The sequence below is a fragment of the Amycolatopsis sp. NPDC004772 genome, from assembly GCF_053601215.1.
In genome coordinates this window covers 50,001-69,579 of the sequence record NZ_JBSGBK010000009.1, presented here as the reverse complement: position 1 = coordinate 69,579, position 19,579 = coordinate 50,001, and the positions used below count along the sequence as shown (strand labels likewise).

The 19,579-nt window shown below is 72.3% G+C and carries 15 protein-coding genes; 4 read left to right on the top strand and 11 right to left on the bottom strand.

Annotation, left to right across the window (positions count from 1 at the left end):
- Positions 1–91: 91 nt before the first annotated feature.
- Genes ACWEF6_RS08280 through eccB form a run of 3 tightly spaced genes read right to left on the bottom strand, consistent with a single transcriptional unit; the run spans position 92 to position 2,855 of the window.
- Positions 92–730 carry a response regulator gene (locus ACWEF6_RS08280; protein ID WP_449682255.1) on the bottom strand — a complete coding sequence of 213 codons (639 nt, stop codon included), beginning with the start codon at positions 728–730 and terminating at the stop codon, positions 92–94.
- Positions 727–1,422: a response regulator transcription factor gene (locus ACWEF6_RS08275; RefSeq protein WP_235190866.1), complete on the bottom strand. Its 696-nt coding sequence runs from the start codon at positions 1,420–1,422 to the stop codon at positions 727–729. Before ACWEF6_RS08275 ends, ACWEF6_RS08280 begins: the two co-directional genes overlap by 4 nt.
- Before the next feature lie 11 nt (positions 1,423–1,433).
- Positions 1,434–2,855: a type VII secretion protein EccB gene (gene eccB / locus ACWEF6_RS08270; protein WP_449682254.1), complete on the bottom strand. Its 1,422-nt coding sequence runs from the start codon at positions 2,853–2,855 to the stop codon at positions 1,434–1,436.
- A 140-nt stretch (positions 2,856–2,995) separates the two neighbouring features.
- On the opposite strand from eccB, the gene ACWEF6_RS08265 reads away from it, so the two are divergent.
- Entirely contained in the window at positions 2,996–4,036 is a 1,041-nt protein-coding gene (locus ACWEF6_RS08265; protein ID WP_449682253.1) for a type VII secretion protein EccE, read from the top strand.
- A gap of 1 nt (position 4,037) precedes the next feature.
- Here the strand turns inward: ACWEF6_RS08265 and ACWEF6_RS08260 are convergent, their stop codons facing one another.
- From ACWEF6_RS08260 to ACWEF6_RS08230, 7 genes are all read right to left on the bottom strand, one after another.
- Positions 4,038–5,303 carry a glucuronoxylanase gene (locus ACWEF6_RS08260; RefSeq protein WP_449682252.1) on the bottom strand — a complete coding sequence of 422 codons (1,266 nt, stop codon included), beginning with the start codon at positions 5,301–5,303 and terminating at the stop codon, positions 4,038–4,040.
- An 80-nt stretch (positions 5,304–5,383) separates the two neighbouring features.
- Positions 5,384–6,754: a type VII secretion integral membrane protein EccD gene (gene eccD / locus ACWEF6_RS08255; RefSeq protein WP_449682251.1), complete on the bottom strand. Its 1,371-nt coding sequence runs from the start codon at positions 6,752–6,754 to the stop codon at positions 5,384–5,386.
- Positions 6,754–7,074, bottom strand: a complete 321-nt coding sequence (locus ACWEF6_RS08250; protein WP_310977180.1) for a YbaB/EbfC family nucleoid-associated protein — start codon at positions 7,072–7,074, stop codon at positions 6,754–6,756. Before ACWEF6_RS08250 ends, eccD begins: the two co-directional genes overlap by 1 nt.
- Entirely contained in the window at positions 7,071–7,541 is a 471-nt protein-coding gene (locus tag ACWEF6_RS08245) for a hypothetical protein (protein WP_449682250.1), read from the bottom strand. The genes ACWEF6_RS08250 and ACWEF6_RS08245 overlap by 4 nt, the downstream gene beginning before the upstream one ends.
- Positions 7,541–8,902, bottom strand: coding sequence for a WXG100 family type VII secretion target (locus ACWEF6_RS08240; protein ID WP_449682249.1), 1,362 nt, complete (start codon positions 8,900–8,902; stop codon positions 7,541–7,543). Before ACWEF6_RS08240 ends, ACWEF6_RS08245 begins: the two co-directional genes overlap by 1 nt.
- Positions 8,903–8,905: 3 nt before the next feature.
- A complete protein-coding gene (locus tag ACWEF6_RS08235) occupies positions 8,906–9,937 on the bottom strand; it encodes a WXG100 family type VII secretion target (RefSeq protein ID WP_449682248.1) in 1,032 nt (343 codons plus the stop codon).
- A 32-nt stretch (positions 9,938–9,969) separates the two neighbouring features.
- A complete protein-coding gene (locus ACWEF6_RS08230) occupies positions 9,970–10,740 on the bottom strand; it encodes a WXG100 family type VII secretion target (protein WP_310977176.1) in 771 nt (256 codons plus the stop codon).
- Between the two features lie 142 nt (positions 10,741–10,882).
- On the opposite strand from ACWEF6_RS08230, the gene eccCa reads away from it, so the two are divergent.
- Positions 10,883–14,809 (top strand): type VII secretion protein EccCa, encoded by a 3,927-nt coding sequence (gene eccCa, locus ACWEF6_RS08225; protein ID WP_449682247.1) that lies wholly within the window; start codon positions 10,883–10,885, stop codon positions 14,807–14,809.
- 20 nt (positions 14,810–14,829) lie between these two features.
- Here the strand turns inward: eccCa and ACWEF6_RS08220 are convergent, their stop codons facing one another.
- A complete protein-coding gene (locus tag ACWEF6_RS08220; RefSeq protein WP_449682246.1) occupies positions 14,830–15,456 on the bottom strand; it encodes a hypothetical protein in 627 nt (208 codons plus the stop codon).
- A gap of 489 nt (positions 15,457–15,945) precedes the next feature.
- On the opposite strand from ACWEF6_RS08220, the gene ACWEF6_RS08215 reads away from it, so the two are divergent.
- Together ACWEF6_RS08215 and ACWEF6_RS08210 are read left to right on the top strand one after the other, a co-directional pair.
- Positions 15,946–17,955, top strand: coding sequence for a trypsin-like serine protease (locus tag ACWEF6_RS08215; RefSeq protein ID WP_449682245.1), 2,010 nt, complete (start codon positions 15,946–15,948; stop codon positions 17,953–17,955).
- A 63-nt stretch (positions 17,956–18,018) separates the two neighbouring features.
- Positions 18,019–19,569 (top strand): tachylectin-related carbohydrate-binding protein, encoded by a 1,551-nt coding sequence (locus ACWEF6_RS08210; protein ID WP_449682244.1) that lies wholly within the window; start codon positions 18,019–18,021, stop codon positions 19,567–19,569.
- The last annotated feature ends 10 nt before the right edge of the window (positions 19,570–19,579 follow it).

Below are 19,579 nucleotides of genomic sequence, written 5' to 3'. Positions count from 1 at the left end.
CAATGTGGCGTTCGGTGCGTCCAGCGCACCCAATGTGGCGTTCGGTGCGTTGGACGCAACCAACGCCACATTGGGGCGCTTGGGGCCGGGGCTAGCGGAGGAGGCCTTCGCGGATGGCGACGCGCACGAAGCCCGCGCGCCGCCGTTCGCCGGTCTTGTCGCGGATGCGGTCCAGGTAGGACCGGACCGTGCGGACGCTGATGTTGAGGATTTCCGCCACGTCGACGTCCCGCTCCCCCGCCGCCACCAGGCGGAGGACCTGCTTTTCCCGCTCCGACAGCACGATCTTCGGGCCGGCGTGCCGCTCTTCGCTGTCCTGGATGATCATCCCGGCCAGCGTCGGCGACACGTACGCGTTGTCGTCGGCGATCGTGCGGATCGCGCGCAGGAGCTCGTCGCCGTCGACGTCCTTGGACAGGAAGCCCTTCGCCCCCGCCTGCATCGCGCCGAGCACCTCCGGCTGTTCCGCGTGCGCGGACACCACCAGCACCTTGTGCCCCATCTGCCCCACTTCCAGGACCGCGGCCGCGTCCTGAACCCCCCGGAGCTTGAGGTCGAGGACGACGACGCTGCCCGCGGGCTGGTCCTGGACCGCGAACCGGGCCACCGAGTCGGCAACCGCGCCGAGCTCGATGTCGGGCGCCTCGGTGAGCACGCGGCTGAGCGCGTACCGGTAGAGCGGGTGGTCCTCGATCACCCCGACCGGGATGCGCCGCGCGGAGTCGCTCATTTGCGGCCGCCGCGCCGGGGGCCGGCCTCGCCGATCAGGCCGCGCCGGATGGCCTCCTTGACCAGGCCCGGCCGCCGCCGTTCGCCGGTCTTGTCGCGGATGCGGTCGAGGTAGCCGCGGACCGTCCGGACGCCGATGCCGAGGATCAGCGCGATGTCGACGTCCCGTTCCCCGGCCGCCACCAGCCGCAGCACCTGCTCCTCGCGCGGGGACAGCTCGGCTTCGGCCGACACAGCGGGCCGGTCGGCGTTGTCCTTCATGATCATCCCGGCGACCACCGCCGAGACGTACGCGCCGCCGCCGGCGACCGTCTTGATCGCGATCAGCAGCTCGTCGGCGTCGACGTCCTTCGACAGGAACCCGCGCGCCCCCGCCGCGATCGCGCCGAGCACGACCTCCGGTTCCGCCTGCGCGGAGACGACGAGCACGTGGTGCCCGAGCTCGCACACCTCCAGCACGGCCGCCGCCCCCGCGACGCCCGGCAGGCCGAGGTCGAGCAGGACCACGCTGCCCGGCGGCTGCCGGTGCACGTGGAACCGGGCGACCGAATCGACGACCGCGCCGAGCTCGACGAAGTCGGCTTCGGCCAGCACGCGTTCGACGGAGACGCGGTACAGCGGGTGGTCTTCGATGACCGCGACCCGGACCCGCCCCTGGTCCAGCTCACCCTCGGTCGGACGCTCTTCTGTCATGTGCACGACTTTCACCCCGTTCCACCCGACGGAGCCGGCCGCCCGGCCGTGGCCGGGTCCAGCGCGGGGCCCGTCGGCACCAATGCCAGCAAACTACCTGTGACCGGCGGTTTGGCGACGCCTCCATAGCCGAGCGAGGCCAAGGCCTGCGCATTCACCACCGGGTACTTCCGGCCCGTGTCGGTCACCAGGTACGCGGTGACCGAACCGGCTTCGACGACGACGGCTCCCCCCGAGGGAGGTACGAACACCTCGTCCGTCACCCTTGCTTCGGTCCGGGTGGCGACCTGGATGGCTTTGGCCCCAACGGGAAGCGGGAATTCGGCCGAAACGAGCAACCGGCTGCCCTGAACGCACAGCGCCACGGAGTTCCCGGTGATCGGCGCCTTGCCGGGGATGCGGTCGGGGTAGGCGGCCGGATCGGCCCCGCCGGCCCGCGGCGCGCCGACCTTCGCGACCGCGGCGACGTCGGCCGCGCGCACGTCGACCGGCTTCGGCGTCCCTTCGTAGGCGGACGCGTTCGCCTCGGTGGTGACCAGCAGGCTCGCCTCGGTCTGCCCGACCGGCTCGAGCCCGTCCCGGCGCACGAGGTAGTACGACGTGGCGGCGCCGGGCGCGGCCATCGCGTCCACGACGGCGAGGACCTGGCCGACCCGGGTGTCCCGGCCGCCGACCCGCGGCCCCCGGTCGCCGGCGCCGTCGACGGGCAACGCCGTCAGGTCGCGGCCGGCCGGGACGGTGTCGATCCACCGCGACGACACCGCGATCGTCGGGTAGCTGTCGAACTGCAGCGCGGTCGCGGCCTCGTCGCTCAGCTGGTAGCGCCGCCCGCCGGCGAGCAGGAAGCGCTCCCCCTGCGGCAGCCGCACGATCACGCCCTGGTCCCGCGGCAGCTCGACGCCGGACGCGGGCGCGGCGAGCAGGACGGCGGTGCGCGGCTCGGCCGACGCGGGCGCGTCCTGGGTGGTCCGGCTGCAGCTCGTCCAGGGGACGGTCACGAGCGCGTTCGACGACGGCAGCGAGTCGGGCGCGCCGGGGATGCCGATCTGGGTGCCGCGGCCGGCCTTGCCGAGGTTCTCCGGCGAGACGGACACGGTGGTGTCGCCGTTGCCGCCGGCCAGCAGCCGCGCGGAGGCGTAGTTGAGCACCGGGTGCAGGACGCCGTCGGCGCCGAGCACGAACCGCGCGCCGGTGCCTTCCTCGACGATCACCTTGCCGCCGGCCAGCCAGTCCTTGCCGCCGGAGGGGTTGAGCAGCCCGATGATGCCGAAGACGGCGGTGACGAGGAGGGCGGCCACGACCCCGAGGACGGTGCTCAACACGAGTCGCCGGCTGGGTGAGACGGGGTGGTTGGCGTCGGCGGCGACGAGCGCGGAAACGAGCCTGCGGCGGAGGAACTGGTACGCCTGGATCTGGTCCCGCTGCGTCCACACGCTGTTGTGCCCCCGGATGTGTGCGTCATCCTCCCGAGCAGCCGATGCTAGGCACCCGACCGGGGTGCGGCGAGGGTAATTTTTACGCCCACGCGCTATCCGGGCAGGCAGTAGCGTCGGGGCCGGGGAAAGGGGAGCCCGTGTCCGTCGATACCGCCGTCCACCTGGCACCGTCCCGGCCCGCGGCGACACCGCTGCCGTGGTTGCTGCCGATCCGCCCGCTCCAGGCGGCGCTGTGGGAGCTCGCGGCGATCGCGGTGCTGCTCGCCTGGCTGGTCGACGGCGTCGCCCAGCCGGTCAAGCTCGGCGTCAGCATCGGTGCGGGGTTGCTGGTGCTGCTGACGTCGGTCCGCTTCGCGGGGCGGCACCTGGCGGGCTGGGCGGTCACGTGGACGGCGTTCCGGTTGCGCCGCCACGACACCCGCCGCGAAGGCCCGGACCCGCTGTTGAACGTGGCCGGACCGGTGAAGGTCCGCCAGCACGTGGACCGGGCGGGCAACCGGTTCGGCGTGGCGGAGATCGACGGCGGCTGGAGTGCGCTGGTCCGGTTGATGCCCGGCCCGGGAGCGCCGGAACCCCTGGTCGAGGCCCTGCGTGCGGCTTACCGGCGAGCGGACATCCCCCTGGCATCGGCCCAGCTGCTGACCTGGGCGATTCCCCGGGGCGACCAGGTGCTGAGGGTCCGCTGGCTGGCGGTCCGCTACCGCCCGGACCAGGCCCCGATAGCGGCGCTGGCCCGCGGAGGCGGCGAGCTGGGAGCGTTGCGAAGCACGGCGTCAGCGGCGTTGAGCTTGATGGGAACGCTGGCGGAGGCCGGATACCAGAGCACGGTCCTGGAGGCAGGAGAGCTGGCGAAGGAGCTCCGGGTGGCCCTGGGCGTCCAGGGAGCGGCAACGGCAGAGCCGGACCGCTGGAAGTCCTGGATGTGGGGCGATTCGACACAGATGTGCTTCACCCAGAGGTCCCCGAGGATGCTGGACGTGGCGGTACCGGGGGCGGCCTTCACGGCAACGTCGTACACGCTGACAAGAACGGCGGGAGGCAAGGAAAAGGCGGAGGTGACGGTCCGAGTGGGCGCGCGCCCGGGTGCTCCGGTTCCCGTGCCGCCCTCGGTGGTCCCGCTGCACGGGCGGCACGGGGCCGGGGTCCGGAAGACGCTGCCCCTCGCGCTGGACAGCTGACTCAGTTCACCACGAACGTCCTGATGCTCCGATCAGGCAGCTGAGCGGTGAAAGCCCCGTTCGACAGGGTCACGTCGGTGGACCGCGCCAGGGTCGCGCTGCCACTGGTCACCCAGCTCTGCGCGGCCCCGGAACCGATATCCCGCACAGTGAAAGCAAGATCCACCGCAGCGGTGTTCTTGTTGATCGCCACGATCACAACCCGAGACCCGCTCTTGAACGCGGAAACGTAAACATTGGCCTGCGGATTGGCCGTAGCCGTGACCCGCGAGTACCCCGGCCGAACCCACTTCGAGAAGTGCGCCATACAGGCACCCCGCTTGCTGATCTGCCCATCCTCCCGCATCGGACCGTACGACCGCCGGATGTACCACCAAACGTAGGTCTGGAACCGCCCGTCCACCAAAGCCCGGTGCATGTGCTCACCGACGTCGAGAGCCTGTGGCCACAGGTCGGCGGAGTCGGTGCTGTTCGGGTAGTAGACCTCCGTCATCCACAACTCCTTACCGCCACCCTTCTGCTGAAAAAGCGGATAGGGCAGATCGGCGAACCGGGTCCCGTAGAGGTGCGCACCGATGATGTCCACATTGGCCAGAGCGGAAGCATCGTTCAAGATAGGGTCGGACATGGCCTTCCGATACTGGAACGATTCGGGCGCAATGACCCGGGTACTCAACGACCCGGCATTCTCCCGCAGGAACCGCACGATCTCCGCGGCGGTCCAAGCCGTCCAGTCGTGCGCATAATCCGGCTCGTTCTGCACCGAGATCCCGTACAGGGGCACCCCGTTGTTCGCCATGAAGGCCGTGAAGTCGTTGAGGTGCTGCGCATAGGACCCATAGGCGTTGTACCGCAGCCGCTTCCCCCCGGAGAAGCTCTCGGTCATGGAGGCGGGCGGGTTCCACGGCGAGGCGATCACCTTGGCCCCGAGCTGACTGGCCCGCTTGGCCGTGGCGACCTCGCGACTCCAGTTGTTCCGATCCTCGTGCACCGGAATACGCAGCACGGTGAACCCCAGCTGGCCGGTCCCGTTCCCGAACGCGGTCTCCCGCTGAGCGGCGTTGAGATCACTGATCCACACGGTGTGGTTCATCCCGCCGAAGCCCAGGATCGTCTGCTGCACGTTCGACGGCTCGACGACCACCGCGCTGGCCGCCGCGGCCGGTGTCCGGCCCGCCAGCACCGGCAACGCGGCTCCGGCGGCCAGCACCGTCCGCCGCCGCAGCGGCGACCCCTCGATCCCGGACCGGTCTCGACGTGAAGTCATGAGCATCTCCCTAAGTCGACTGCCTGCACAGTCTGGGAGCGCTCCCACTGATCAGTATTAACAGCGTTCACGCGCCGGCGTCAACCCCGGACGGCTTCGTACACCCCCGCGATCATCGCCACCACCGGCACCAGCGACAGCAGGACCAGGAACTCCGTCACGTCCAGCAGCCGCGACCAGTACGGCGAACGCAGCCCGCGCGCCACCCGGGTGGCGTACACCAGGCAGAGCACCGCGGCCAGGACGACCGCGCAGCCCGCCGCGAAGATCACCGTGCGGTCACCCGAAGCCACCAGCCACACCCCGGCGCACACCAGCGTCGGCACGCCGAAGCCGACCAGCACCAGCCGCTGCGCGCGGCCCGCGTACGACCGCGACCGCAGGATCCAGGCCACGCCCAGCAGGGCCGCCAGGCCCGCGTCCCACGGCCCGCCCGCGGAAAGCACCACCGACGCCGCCAGCACCACCAAGCCGAGGGCCACCAGCAACCCGGTCAGCACCGCCTGGGCCCGGGACGTCCGGCCGATCATCTCCGTGCCCAGCGACGGCTGTTCGTCCGCGCGGAACGCCTCCATGTCGTCCGGGACGCGCGGCAGCGGCAGCCGCGCCAAGCGCAGCGCCAGCATCGGCGCCACCGCCGCCAAGGCCGTGCACAGCACCGCGACCACGGCCGCGGCCGAACCCGCGGAGACGCCGGCCAGCAGCACGACCCCGGACGTCACCGCGCCGAAGCCCGCCGCGCCCGTGATCGCCACGAACCACGGCAGGCGGTCCGCCACCGAGACCGCCGCCAGCACGCCGTACACCGTCACCGCCGCGAACCCCGCGGCCAGGGGGCCCGCCGAGAGCGAGAACAGCGGATGCGGTGGCAGCACCGACATCCCCGCCAGCAGCGCCACGCCGACGCCGGCCAGCGACCCGGCCGCGCCGGCTTCGGCGTCACCGTACGCGCGGCTCAGCGCGCCGCCGCCGAGCAGCAGCACCAGAGCCAGCAGCCCGGTCCCGATCGGGGCCAGGACGCTGCCGGACGCCGCCGCCTGGACCAGCAAGCCGCCCGCCAGCAACAGGACCACGGCCGCGACCAGCCCGGACCGCCGGGCCACCGACGGCCCCCAGCCCCCGGACGTGTCGGCGACGCTGGCGATCGAGTCGACGACGTCGTCGAACAGCAGCGGACCCCGCGGGCGCTCCCGCGGGGTCAGGTGCAGCACTTCGCCGTCCCGGATCTGGGCCGCGGCGACGCTCAAGCCCAAGGCCAGCGGGGCGCCGCCGAGCCGGGAAAGCACCCAGCCGGGGTGCTCGGCCGACGCCTGCCCGGACGCGCCGGCGAGCCGGACCAGCTGCGGCACCAGCTCGGCGAACGTCGACTGCTGCGGCAGGGCGACGTCGACGCGGGCCCGTGGCGTCACCACCGTGACCCGGCGAGTCGTGCCGGTCAGGGAAGCGGTCATCACACGTCTTTCGCGGCCGCGATGACCGGGGCGAACTTGGCGGACGACGCCTCGGCCAGCTTCTGCAGCCCGGCGTTCACCGCTTCCAGCACGATCTCCGAGAGGTTGCGGGCGTCGTACTCGCGGATCGCGCGCGGGTCGATGTCGATCGAGGTGAAGCGGCCGTCGCCGCGGAGGGTGACGGTGACCTCGTTCTGCCGCGAGTGCGCCTTGATCTCCATCGCCTCGACCGTGCGCTGGATCCGCTGGACTTCCTCGGTCTGCTTGCGGACCTGGGAGAGGAGCTCGTCCATGTCGGGCACCGCGTACGGATCGGTCACTGTTGCTTCCCTTCGTGCTGGCGGACGTGGACGCTGGCCACGAACCGCTGGAAACCGGGTGAGAGCCGCCGGGCGGTCGCGGGCGCGGCCGTGCAGGCGAGCTCGAGCACGAGACGCTCGGCCGGCGTGGCGCCGGGGACCGTCAGGTGCACCTGGGTCTGGATCAGCTCGGTGCCTTCGCCGGTGCGCAGCCGCAGCAGCTGCATGACGGCGGGAGCGGCCGCGTCACCGACGTCGCGGCGGCTCAGCACGTCGAGCCCGGCCAGCGTCCGCGAAAGGCGTTCGACGGCTTCGCCCGCGATCGCGTCGATCGTCGTGTCGTCCGGCCGCTGCTGCACGCTCACCGTGATGTTCGGGACGAACTCGCCGGGCGCGGCTTCGTGCACGGCGACGAACACCGCGCCGGAGTCGCCCGGGTCGACCGCGGTCCAGCCGTCGGGGATGACGAAGTCGAGGGGAAGGGTCATCACAGCCCCACGTACGCGACCGCGTCGTCCCAAGCGGCACCGACGGCGTCGGCCGCGTCCGAAGCCGCGTGGCCGACGGCGTCGACCGCCGCGCCGCCGTACTCGCCGATCGTGTGGCCGAGTTTCGGCAGGTCGATGTCGATCTTCGCGCCGACCCCCAGGCCGAGGCCGAGTGCCGCGCCCGCCTTGAAGTTCACCTTGAGGTGCCCGGCGTCGTAGACGGCCTGGGCGTCGAGCTGCGCGCCGAGGCCGTACTGCAGCGTGCCGTTCGCGCCGACGCCGATGCCCGCGACGTCCGCGGCGACTTCGCCTTCGACCTTGCCGCCGACGAAGACGTTCGCGTGCGCGCCGACGCCGTGGGCGCCGATCGTGCCGGACGCGCTCGCCTCGCCGCCGCCGAACACCGTGCCCTTGGCGTGGGCTTCGGCGACGCCCCACGCCTTCTTGGCTTCGGCTTCCCCGTGCAGCGCCGCGAGTTCCGCGTGCCCGGACGCGGAGGCGTCCCAGCCCTTCGACGTGATCTTCCCGTCGTACTCCGGGGACCAGCCGTCCTGCTCGTGCTGGAACTTGTAGTAGGTGATCTCGGTGTTGCGGCCGATCTTCTCCTTCAGCCCGGACGCTTCCGGCTGCCCGAACGGCGTATCCGCCTTCTTCGGCGCCCGGGTGCCTTCGAGGCCGTCCCAGGTCAGCTTCTTCCAGCCGGAGTTGCCGAACCACGACGGCACGGTCCGCTGCCGCTTCCGGCCGTCGAGGGGCTCGCCGTTGAGCCAGTGCAGCGGCCCGCGGGCCCACTTGCCGAGCTCGTGCTCCAGGCGGCCGACGCCTTCGGGCGGGAACAGCTCGGCCAGCGCGTCGGAGAACTCCTCGACGACCTCGCGGGCCGCGGCGACGCTCTGTTCGCCGAGCTGCCGCGCGGCCTGGATGAACGCGCCGACCGAGGCGGAGTTCACCGCGCGGGCCTGCGCCGTCAGCTGGGCGGCGTAGGAGTCGAACTGCGCGAGCACCGAGTCGATGGCGGCTTCGGCGGACTGTACGAGCCGGGCCGCGGTGGCGAGCCGGTTCGCCTGGTCACCGAGTTTCGTGGCCGTGTCGGCGAGCTCCTTGCCGAGCTCGCCCGCGGCCGTCGCGAAGGCCGTGTAGGCGTCGCCGTCCCAGTCCGCGTGCAGGGCCTTCGCGGACTCGTCGATTTCCTTCGCCTGGCCGGAAACCGCCGACGCGCGGGTCGCGACGCGCTGCGAGGCGGCGCTCAGCGCCCCGGGGTCCCCGGTGACGCGCCGGCGGCATTCGACGAGCACGCGCCGGTAGCCGGACAGCACGGAGCTGACCACCCCGGACGCGTCGACCACCCCCGAGCCCGCCACCGGCTAGTTCCCGGCCGCGTCGTAGCCGACGTGCTGGCTGAAGTGCTTGCCGTTGAAGTCCAGGTCGATGTCGAGGTCGAAGTCCTGGCCGCCCGGAGCCTCCACAGTGGACTCACCGGTGGTCAGGTTGGTGTGGATGACGACCTCGTCGGCGTGCCCGGCCGCCGGGGCGGGAATCGACGGCGCGGGTGCGGGTGCGGGCGCGGGCACCGAGGGCGTCGTCGCCGGGTGGTCGACGGGGATCCAGCTGTTCGCGGGTGTGGCACCGGTGGCACCGGTGCCGCTGGAACCGCCGCCGGTGGCGAGCGCGGGCGGGGTGTAGTCGGTGAACGAAGGCTGCTGCGGGATCCCCCCGCCGCTCCCGCCCGCCACCGCCTGCTGCCCCGACGGGCTCGCCACCGGCGGCGGGGTCTGCGGCGCGGTGACCGGGGTGCTCCCGATCGACGGCGCCGTCGCACCCGAGCTGCCGGAGGAGTGGTGGAAGAGCTTCTCGATCTCGCCGATGACCTGGGCGAGCGTGGTGACCTGCTGGGCGAGGTCCACCGCGCCGAGCGCCTTGAGCAGCGCGCCGATCGCGGTGATGAACGCCCGCAGCGACGCGCTCGTCGCGGTCGACAAAGCGACCGCCGCCCCGTAGGTCCACCAGTTCGACATCAGCGCGGCGACCGTGGGGTTCACCGCGGAGACGACCGCGCGGTAGGCCTCCTGCGCGGTCTTGATCAGCGTGCCGGAGACGCCGAGTAGCTCGGCGCCCTTCTGGACGACGTTGATGATCTTCGTCAGCTGGTCGAGCGAGTCGCTGATCTTCTTCAGCGCCGACTCGCTCGCCGCCCCCGACCAGATCTTGCCCAGCTGGTCGGCGGCCTTCGTCAGCTCGTTGTACATGCTGATGAACTGCTCGGCCTTGCGGACCAGGTCCACCACGTGCTTCGCGATCTGCTCCGGCTGCCCGGTCACGATCTGCGGCAGGATCGTGATCGGGCCGCCCGAAGACGCGGTCGCGTCCATCGCGCTGGAGTTCGGGAAAGTCAGCATCGGTCCTCACATCAGGTTCGAGGGGCGGACGATCAGACGACGGAGGCGGGCCGGTAGACGCTGACCTTCGCCAGCCCGCCGGTGCGGGCGTCGAGCAGCCCGTGGTTGTAGAGGCGGCCGCCGTCGCCGGCGACGCCGATGACCGGCTGGCGGTCGGAGAACAGCAGCGGCTCCACCACCACGACGTCACCGCTGTGCACCCCGCCGGGCACGTCGGAGAACGTCCGCGCGGTGCCGGCGTAGACCTCGATCAGCCCGACCCGCGCCTGGTTGTCGGCGTCGCCGGCCAGCCAGTCGTTGAAGTCGGCGACACCGTGGAAGCGCGTGTCGGTGATCGGGTGGTCGCCGAGCCGGCCCAGCCGCGCGTCCCCCAGGTAACGCAGCACGTTCCCGACCGACGACGGCTCGCCGTGCGCGCCCGCGCTGTCGTTGATGGCCAGGGTGGCGAGCTCGGAAGCGTGCGAGCTGCCCCAGATCGACGACGCGGTGCTCGCCGGGGCGTGCCCGCCGCCGTAGCCGGATGCGACGTCCTGGTCGGCCGCCTGGTAGGCGTCGGCGCTGGCCTTGACCAGCCCGTTGATCTGCTGCAGCAGCTGCAGCAGCGTGCGGACGGCGGTGATCTGGCCGGAGTGCAGGGCCGCGTTCGCGGCGGCGACCGCGCTGCCGAAGGTCGCGAACGACATCGGCTGCACGACGAGCCGTTCGAGGTCGGCCACGGCGTTGATGCCGTGCGCGATGATGCCCCCGACGTTGCCCACGGCGGAGCGCATCGCCTCGGGCTCAGCCCGGTACTCGCCGGCCATGGGTCTCCTTCCGGGGGGTGTGCTCGGCTGAGCGTAGGTTCGGCCCCGGAAGCGGGCGGACGGCAAAAGTACCCACCGTGCGCGCGCGGCGAGTGGCCAAAATACCGGTCAGAGCCGCCCCGATCCGCTGGAGCATTGCCGCATGAGCCTCATCCCCGAGCGCCCGTCCGAGATCGTGCTGCAGTCGCCGCCGATGCTCCCGAAGAGCTCGTCCGGCGGCATGGTCCAGCTGATGATGTTCCTGCCGATGATGCTCGGCATGGGCGCGATGTCGTTCGTCTACATCGGACGCGACGGCGGCGTGATGACGTGGATCTTCGGCGCTCTGTTCCTCTGCGCCATGGGCGGCATGGTGGTGATGTCGCTGGGCCGCGGCGGGATGGCGAAGAAGGCGCAGATCAACGACGAGCGCCGGGACTACCAGCGGTACCTCTCCGGGCTGCGCGCCCAGGTCCGCGAGATCGCCGACGGCCAGCGCGCGGCCATGGTCGCCGTCCAGCCCGACCCGGCCGACCTGTGGGCCTACGTCGAGACCGGGAAGCTGTGGGACCGGCGCCGCAGCGAGCCGCAGTTCGCGCAGGTGCGCGCGGGCACCGGGCCGCAGCGGCTCGCGACGCCGCTGAAGGCGCCGCAGACCGTGCCGCTGGAAGACCTGGACCCGGTGTCGTCCACCAGCCTCAAGCACTTCATCCGCACCTACTCGACGGTGGACGGCCTGCCGGTCGCGCTGTCGCTGCGGTCGTTCGCCGCGGTCACCGTGGCCGGGCGGCGGCCGGCCGTGCTGGGCCTGGTGCGGGCGCTGCTGTGCCAGCTCGTCACCTTCCACTCCCCCGCGGACCTGCGGGTCGCGCTCTGCGTGTCGCCGGACCGGCAGCACGACTGGGAATGGGCGAAGTGGCTGCCGCACGCGACGGCGGCCGGGGCGGCCGACGCCGTCGGCTCGCGGCGGCTGGCCGCCGACACCGCGGCCGGGCTGGCCGAGCTGCTGGGCGCCGACCTCGGCGAACGGCCCGCGTTCAGCCGGCGCGCGGCGGCCGAGCTCGACCTGCCCCACCTCATCGTCCTGGTCGACGGCGGCAACGCCCACGGCGAGCCCCGGCTGATCGGCTCGGACGGGCGGCTCGGCGTCACGGTGATCGAGGTCGGGCAGGAGCAGCCGCGGACGTCGTCGTCCGAGAAGCTGCTGAGCCTGCACACCGCGCCGGAGTCCCTCGGCATGGTCGTCGGCGAAGGCGGCGAGCAGCGGCTCGGCTTCCTCGGCCGCCCGGACGTCCTCGACCGCGGCGCCGCGGAAGCCCTCGCGCGGATGCTGACGCCGTTGCACACGCCCGCCGCGGTCGTCGGCGAGAAACCGATGTCCGCGACGTTCGGGCTGGCCGGGCTGCTCGGCATCGGCGACCCGCGCGACACCGACACGGCCGTGACGTGGGCCCCGCGGGCGGCCCGCGACCGGCTCCGGATCCCGCTGGGCGTCAACCCCGAAGGCCGTCCGGTCGAGCTGGACCTCAAGGAGTCCGCCGAGGGCGGCATGGGCCCGCACGGCCTGGTCATCGGCGCGACCGGGTCGGGCAAGAGCGAGCTGCTGCGGACGCTGGTGACGGCGCTGGCCGTGATGCACTCGTCGGAGACGCTCAACCTGGCGCTCATCGACTTCAAGGGCGGCGCGACCTTCGCCGGGATGACCGGGCTGCCGCACACGTGCGCCGTGATCACCAACCTCTCCGACGACCTCGCGCTGGTCGACCGGATGGCGGACGCGTTGAACGGCGAGCTGCTGCGGCGGCAGGAACTGCTGCACGCGGCCGGGAACTACGCGTCGGTGCGCGACTACGAGAAGGCCCGCGCGGACGGCGCGCCCCTGGACCCGCTGCCCTCGCTGCTGGTGATCATCGACGAGTTCAGCGAGCTGCTGTCCTCCCGGCCGGAGTTCATCGACCTGTTCGTCGCGATCGGCCGGCTCGGGCGGTCGCTCGGCATCCACCTGCTGCTGGCCTCGCAACGGCTGGAAGAGGGCCGGCTGCGCGGGCTCGACTCGCACCTGTCGTACCGGATCGGCCTGCGGACGTTCTCCGCCGCGGAAAGCCGGGCGGTGCTGGGGGTCGCGGACGCCTACCACCTGCCGCCGGTGCCGGGGTCGGCGTACCTGAAGTCCGACACCGAAACGCTGATCCGGCTCAAGGCGGCCTACGTCTCCGGGGAACTGCCGCCGCGCAGCACAGTCGTGCGCGAGGACGGCCAGGAGCTCGGCGTGCTGCCGTTTTCCCTGGCGCCGGTGGAAATCCCGGTGACGACCGAGGTGTCCGCGGCTCCTGCGGAGGACGGTACCGGCGAGACGATCATCGGCGCGATGCTCTCGCGCCTGGAGGGCCGCGGCCCGGCCGCGCACCAGATCTGGCTGCCGCCGCTGGCCGAACCCCCGACACTGGACCAGCTGCTGCCGCCGCTCGGCGAAGACGCGGCGCGTGGCCTGTGCCCGCTCGGCTGGGGCGGCAACGGCAAGCTGACGATCCCGGTGGCGCTGGTGGACAAGCCGTTCGAGCAGCGCCGCGACCTGCACTGGGCCGACTTCTCCGGCGCGGCCGGGCACGCGCTGATCGTCGGCGCGCCGCAGAGCGGGAAGTCGACGCTGATGAAGGACATCGCGGGCATGCTCGCGCTGACGCACACGCCGGCCGAGGTGCAGCTGTTCGTGCTGGACATGGGCGGTGGCGCGCTGGCGCCGATCGCCGGGCTGCCGCACGTGTCGGGGTACGCGACCCGCCGGGACGCACAGCGCTGCCGCCGGGTGGTGGCCGAGCTGACGACGTTGCTGGAGCAGCGCGAGGAGTTCTTCGCGGCGCAGGGGATCGAGTCGATGGCGGCGTTCCGCGCCCGCCGGTCCGAGTTCACCGAGAGCACCGACGAACGCGAGTTCGGCGACGTGTTCCTGTTCGTGGACAACTGGACGACGATCCGCCAGGAGTACGAGCAGCTGGAGGAGCAGATCACCGGCCTGGCCGCGCGCGGGCTCGGCTTCGGCATCCACGTGATCGTCTCGCTCAACCAGTGGATCGGCGTCCGCGCCCAGCTGCGCGACGCCATCGGCACCCGCTTCGAGCTGCGCCTGGGCGACCCGATGGACTCCTCGATCGACCGCAAGGTGGCGGCCAACGTCCCGGCCGACCGCCCAGGCCGCGGCATCACGGCGGAGAAGCTCCACTTCCTGGCCGCGTTGCCCCGCATCGACTCCGACCAGCGCCCGGACACGATCGGCGCCGGCGGCGTCGACCTGGTGCGGCGGATTTCCGAGGCGTGGCAGGGGCCGCGCGCCCCGCAGGTCCGGCTGCTGCCGCCGGAGGTGCCCCTGGACGGGTTGCCGCCGGCCCCTTCGCGTCAGGTGACGCTGGGCATCGCGGAATCGACGTTGCGCCCGGTGTACCTGGACTTCGCGGCGGACCCGCACTTCGTGGCGTTCGGCGATGTCGAGTCGGGCAAGTCGTCCCTGCTGCGAGCGATCGCCACGGGAATCACGTCGGCGTACACGCCGGAGGAAGCGGCGATCATCGTGGCGGACTACCGCCGCGGTCTCCTGGGCGCGGTGGCCGAGCCGCACCTGCTGGGGTACGCGGGCGCCGAGGGCAAGCTCACGGACCTGATCGCGGAGTGCGCCCAGGCGATGCGCAACCGCCTGCCGGGCCCGTCGGTGACGCCGGAGCAGCTGCGGAACCGCTCGTGGTGGCGCGGGCCGGAGCTGTTCGTGCTGGTGGACGACTACGAGCTGGTGGCCACGGTGGGCCGCAACCCGTTGCAGCCGCTGCTGGAGTTCCTGCCGCAGGCCCGCGACATCGGCCTGCACCTGGTGATCGTCCGTGGGTCGGGCGGGGCCGGCAGGGCGTTGTTCGAGCCGGTGCTGCAGCGGTTGCGCGAGCTGGGCTCGCCGGGGCTGATCATGTCGGGGACGAAGGACGAAGGGGCGTTGCTGGCGGACGTGAAGCCGTCACCCCAGCCCCCGGGCCGGGGAACGCTGGTATCGCGGCGGCACGGGACCGGGCTGGTCCAGGTGGCGTGGACGAAACCGGCGGAGTCCTAGGCACCGCGCCCGGGCGGAGCTCAGCGCGCGGGCCCGGTGGTCTCGGCGGCGAAGTGGTAGTAGCAGATCGCCCGGTGCTTGCCCGCGGCCCAGCTCGCCGAGGTCGGCGTCATGACCTGCACGCGGACGTCGGGGACCGCGCGGGCCTCGGCTTCGCAGCGGGCCAGGGTGTTCCGGTAGAGCTCGAGGATGTCGGGCATCGGGCCCTCGCCCAGCGGGAGCACCTCGAACGCCTCACCGGTGTGCTTCTCCGCGCACGACAGCCGGAACACGTCGGCCTCGCCCGACGCCGCCGGAGCATGGAAGCAGTCGCCGACGACGAGGTCGAGGCCGTGCGCCCCGCCTTCGGGCAGCCGGTCCTGGGTGGCCGTCCGCTGCTGCCACCACGCCGTCCCGGTGCCGATCCGGTACGCGAGCACGCCCGTCCAGGCGGTGAAGGCGACCAGGCCGCAGACGACGAGCACCAGCCCCCGCTGCCGCTGCTTCCGGATGCGCGAGAGGGCGATGAGGCCGAAGACGGGTGCGAGGAGGCCGCCGAGGAGCCCGGAGACGAGCGTGGCGACGGCGTACCGGCTGATCGGCTGCTGCCGGAGTTCGGCGCGCATCAGCTCGTCGAAGAGCTCGGGGTCGTGCTGTGGTGCTGTCATCGCTCCCGGGCCCTCGAGGGCAAGAATTGCGGGCACGCCGGAAAATGCGTGCGGAAATGAATGAGAACGCCCCTCTTCACCGCCGCCGCAGCGACAGACTTTCACACACTAACCCACCACACTGGCAAGCCGGAATGTGAGGCACATCACGACCCATAACGGTAATGACCGGAGTTTGCTGTCGATGGGACCACGGGGCGGATGAACGCCCCATGGGGGCCTGACCTGCGCGGCTGCGACCACCGTCACGGTGGTTGCGACGTTCGGCGTATGGACAGGCCGGGAGGGATCGACTAGGGGAGGAAACACCGGTCGGGGGGCCGGCTGGCGCGTGGGGAAATCCATTCCCCCGATGCGCCGTTTTTCCGCTGAGCGGGACACGTCTGAAACCATCGATTCGCCATTCCGCGAACCCATTCATCGAGGGCGCACTCCACCCGGGAGAAAGCCGCCCTGATCTGTTCCGCACAACGAGGGGAGAACACCCGCATGTCCATCCGTCCCAGGGCCGTGGCCATCACCACGGCCTTGCTGGCCGCCGGGCTGCTGACCACCGGTCCCGCCGAAGCCGTTTCCGGCGGGACCGCCGCCGCGGCGGGCGCCTATCCGTACGCCGCGAAACTTACCGCCGACGGGCGCGCCTGCGGTGGTGCGCTCATCGCGCCCGACCTCGTCCTCACCGCCGCCGGCTGCTTCCCCGAGAACCCGCAGGGCGGGGTGCCCGCCAAGGCGACCACCGCCACCATCGGGCGGACCTCCCTGAGCGGCACCGGCGGGCACGTCGTGGGCGTCACGAACGTCGTCGTCCGGGCCGACCGGGACGTCGCGCTCGCCCGGCTCGCCACGCCGGTCACCGACATCGCTCCCCTGCCGCTCAGCACCATCCCGGCCGGCTCCGGCGGCGGCGACGAAACGTTCAGCCTGGCCGGCTACGGCCGCACCGAAAGCGAATGGGTGCCCGACACGCTGCACGTCGGCACGTTCAAGGCGGCGTCGTCGACGGCGACCACCCTGTCCCTGACCGGCACGAACGGCACCGACGCCTGCAAGGGCGACGCCGGCGCGCCCATCTTCCGCGACGCCGGCGGCCGCACCGACGTCCTCGCGGTGACCAGCACGTCCTGGCAGCACGGCTGCTTCGGCGAGACCACCACCCGCCAGGGCACCGTCGCCGCCCGCATCGACGACATCGCCGGCTGGATCCGCCAGCAGGCACTGGCCCCCACCGCCAAGGCCGTCGGCCACGCGATCACGCTGACCTGGCACGCGGTGGCCGGCAGCATCGGCTACCGCGTCTACGCCGCGGCCACCCCGGACGTGCCCGTGGACAGCGCGCACCTGCTCGGCAGCGTCGGCGGCACCTCCTACACGCAGACCGGCCTGCCCGCCAAGCAGACCCGCTACTACCGGGTCGTCGTCGCGACGACCGACGGCTGGACGAGCACGCCGACCGACGTCGTCTCGGCGACCACCCCGGTCTCGGCGGGCAACGACTTCACCGGCGACGGCAAGGACGACACCGGCGCGGGCTACGACCTCAAGAACGCCCGTACCGGCGTGTATGTCTGGCCGACGAGCGCGGACGACGGCGTGGGTGCCCCGCAGCTGAAGTGGAACACCGACGGCTGGGAGGCCGCCAAGGCCCGCTGGGTCACCGGCGACTTCAACGGCGACGGCCGCACCGACTTCGGCGCCTTCTACGACTACCTCGACGGCGGCTCGAACCTGTTCCTCTGGTACGCCAACGCTTCCGGCGGGTTCGACAGCCAGGGCATCAAGTGGAGCGGCGCCTTCCGGCCGCTCAACGCCCGGTTCACCACGGGCGACTTCGACGGCGACGGCCGCACGGACATCGCCGCCGCCTACGACAACGGCAACGCCGACCTGAGCATGCTGACCTGGCACGCGACGGCGTCCGGCTTCGACGCCCCGGTCACGCAGTGGCGCACCGGGCCGGGCAACTGGAACCTCGCCCAGTCGAGCTGGCGGGGCGGCGACTTCAACGGTGACGGCCGGGCCGACCTGGCCGCCTTCTACGACTACCGCGACAACTCCGCGAACCTGTTCCTCTGGTACGGCACCGCTTCCGGCGGGTTCGACGCGCAGAACGTCAAGTGGAACGGCGGCATCCCGTCCGGCAAGGCGAAGTTCCTCTCCGGCGACTTCGACGGCGACGGGCGCACCGACCTCGGCGCCGCGATCGACCTCGGCGGCGCGAACCTGACCTTCCGCACCTGGCACGGCACCGCCACCGGCGTCGACGCGCCGGTCACGCAGTGGACGACCGGGACCGGGGTCTGGAACCTCGCCCAGTCCCAGTGGACCACCGCCGACTACGACGGGGACGGCCGCACGGACCTGGTCGCCTCCTACGACTACGGCGCCTCGAACACGAACCTGTTCCGCTGGCACGCCAACGCCTCCGGCGGGTTCGACTCCGAAGGCGTCAAGTGGAGCAGCAACGGCACGTTCAACGCCGCCCAGTCGACCTTGTTCTGACCGTTCCACCGGTGGCGGCGTCCCGCTCGGGCGCCGCCACCGCACCCACCGAGGGGGAAACCGATGCACCCACGCGGCCGGACCCGGCTCACCGCGCTTTCCGTCACCCTGCTCGCCGGCGGTCTGCTGACCGCGACCCCCGCCGAAGCGCTGTCCGGCGGCACGGTGGTGCCGGTCGGCACCCACCCGTTCCTCGCCCGGATCGCCACCCCGACGAAGTCCTGCTCGGGCGCCCTGATCGACCCGTCCTGGATCCTCACCTCCGCGACCTGCCTGACCGCGGGCGGCGCGGGCGCCCCGACCGAAGCCGCGACCGTCGTGGTCGGCGACGTCGACCTGGGCACCGGCGCCGGGTTCACCGCGAAGCTGACGAAGGTCGTGCGCCGCACCGACCGGGACGTCGTCCTGGCGAAGCTGGAGAAGCCGGCGACCGGCGTCCAGCCGATCGCCCTCGGCACCACCGCGCCGCAGGCCGGGGACACCCTGCAGGTGGCCGGCTTCGGCCGGACCGCCACCGAGTGGGTGCCCGCGCGGCCGCGTGTCGCGCCGTTCACCGTCTCGGGCGTCAACGGCGCCACCGTGACGGTGTCGTCGGCCGACGGCACCGACGCGTGCAAGGGTGACGCCGGCGGTCCCGCGTTCCGCCTGGCGGGCGGCACCGCCCAGCTGGTGGCGCTGAGCAGCACGTCGTGGCAGCACGGCTGCCTGGACGTCACCGAAACCCGGTCCGGCGGCACCGAGACCCGCGTCGACGACCTCGCCGGGTGGATCCGCGACACCACCGTGCCGACGCCGGTTTCGTGCCCGGAGGGGGCGGCGATCTGGACCGCCCGCGCCGACGGCAGCCTCTGGCGCTACGTCCACCTCGGCCCGGCCGACGGCGCGGTCAGCTGGTCGCAGCCGAGCAGCGCGATCGGCTGGGGCTGGGACGGCCGCACCCTGGCCGGCAAGGGCGGCGTCATCTGGGACATCCACCGCAACCACGGTTCGGGCGACCAGTTCGCCTCCGGCGCCCTGAAGCGCTGGACGTACTCGACGGTCACCGGCTGGAGCGGCGGCGGCCAGGTCGGCAACGGCTGGGACCGCTACCTCACCGACGAGTACCGGCGCCGGATCACCGTCGACGAGAAGAACCGCATCTTCATGGTCGACGACCAGGGCCGGCTGAAGTACTACCTCTGGAACGACGCGACGGGCACGTGGGTCAACGGCGCCGGCGACGTCCTGGACACCGGCTGGTCCCGCTTCGACTCGATCACCGCGGCCGGCGACGGCGTGCTGTACGCGCGCAAGCCGAGCGGCGAGATGTTCCGCTTCGAGTACGACTTCACGGCCTCGGCGTGGGCAGACAAGGACCGCGCGGTCGGCGTCGGCTGGCAGATGTTCAGCGAGGTCTTCTCGCCGGGCGGGGACGTCCTGTACGGCCGCGGCAGCACCGGCACCAGCCCGTTCGACGGCCAGACCGGCCCGGTCCTGCGCTGGTACCGGTACTCGGCCAACACCGAAACGTGGGCGCCGTCCGGTCCCGACCACATGGGCGTGACGATCGGCTCCGGCTGGAACACCGAGATCCACGTGACCGCCGCCCCCGACTCCTGCAAGCTCGCCGGCTGACCGAGGAGAA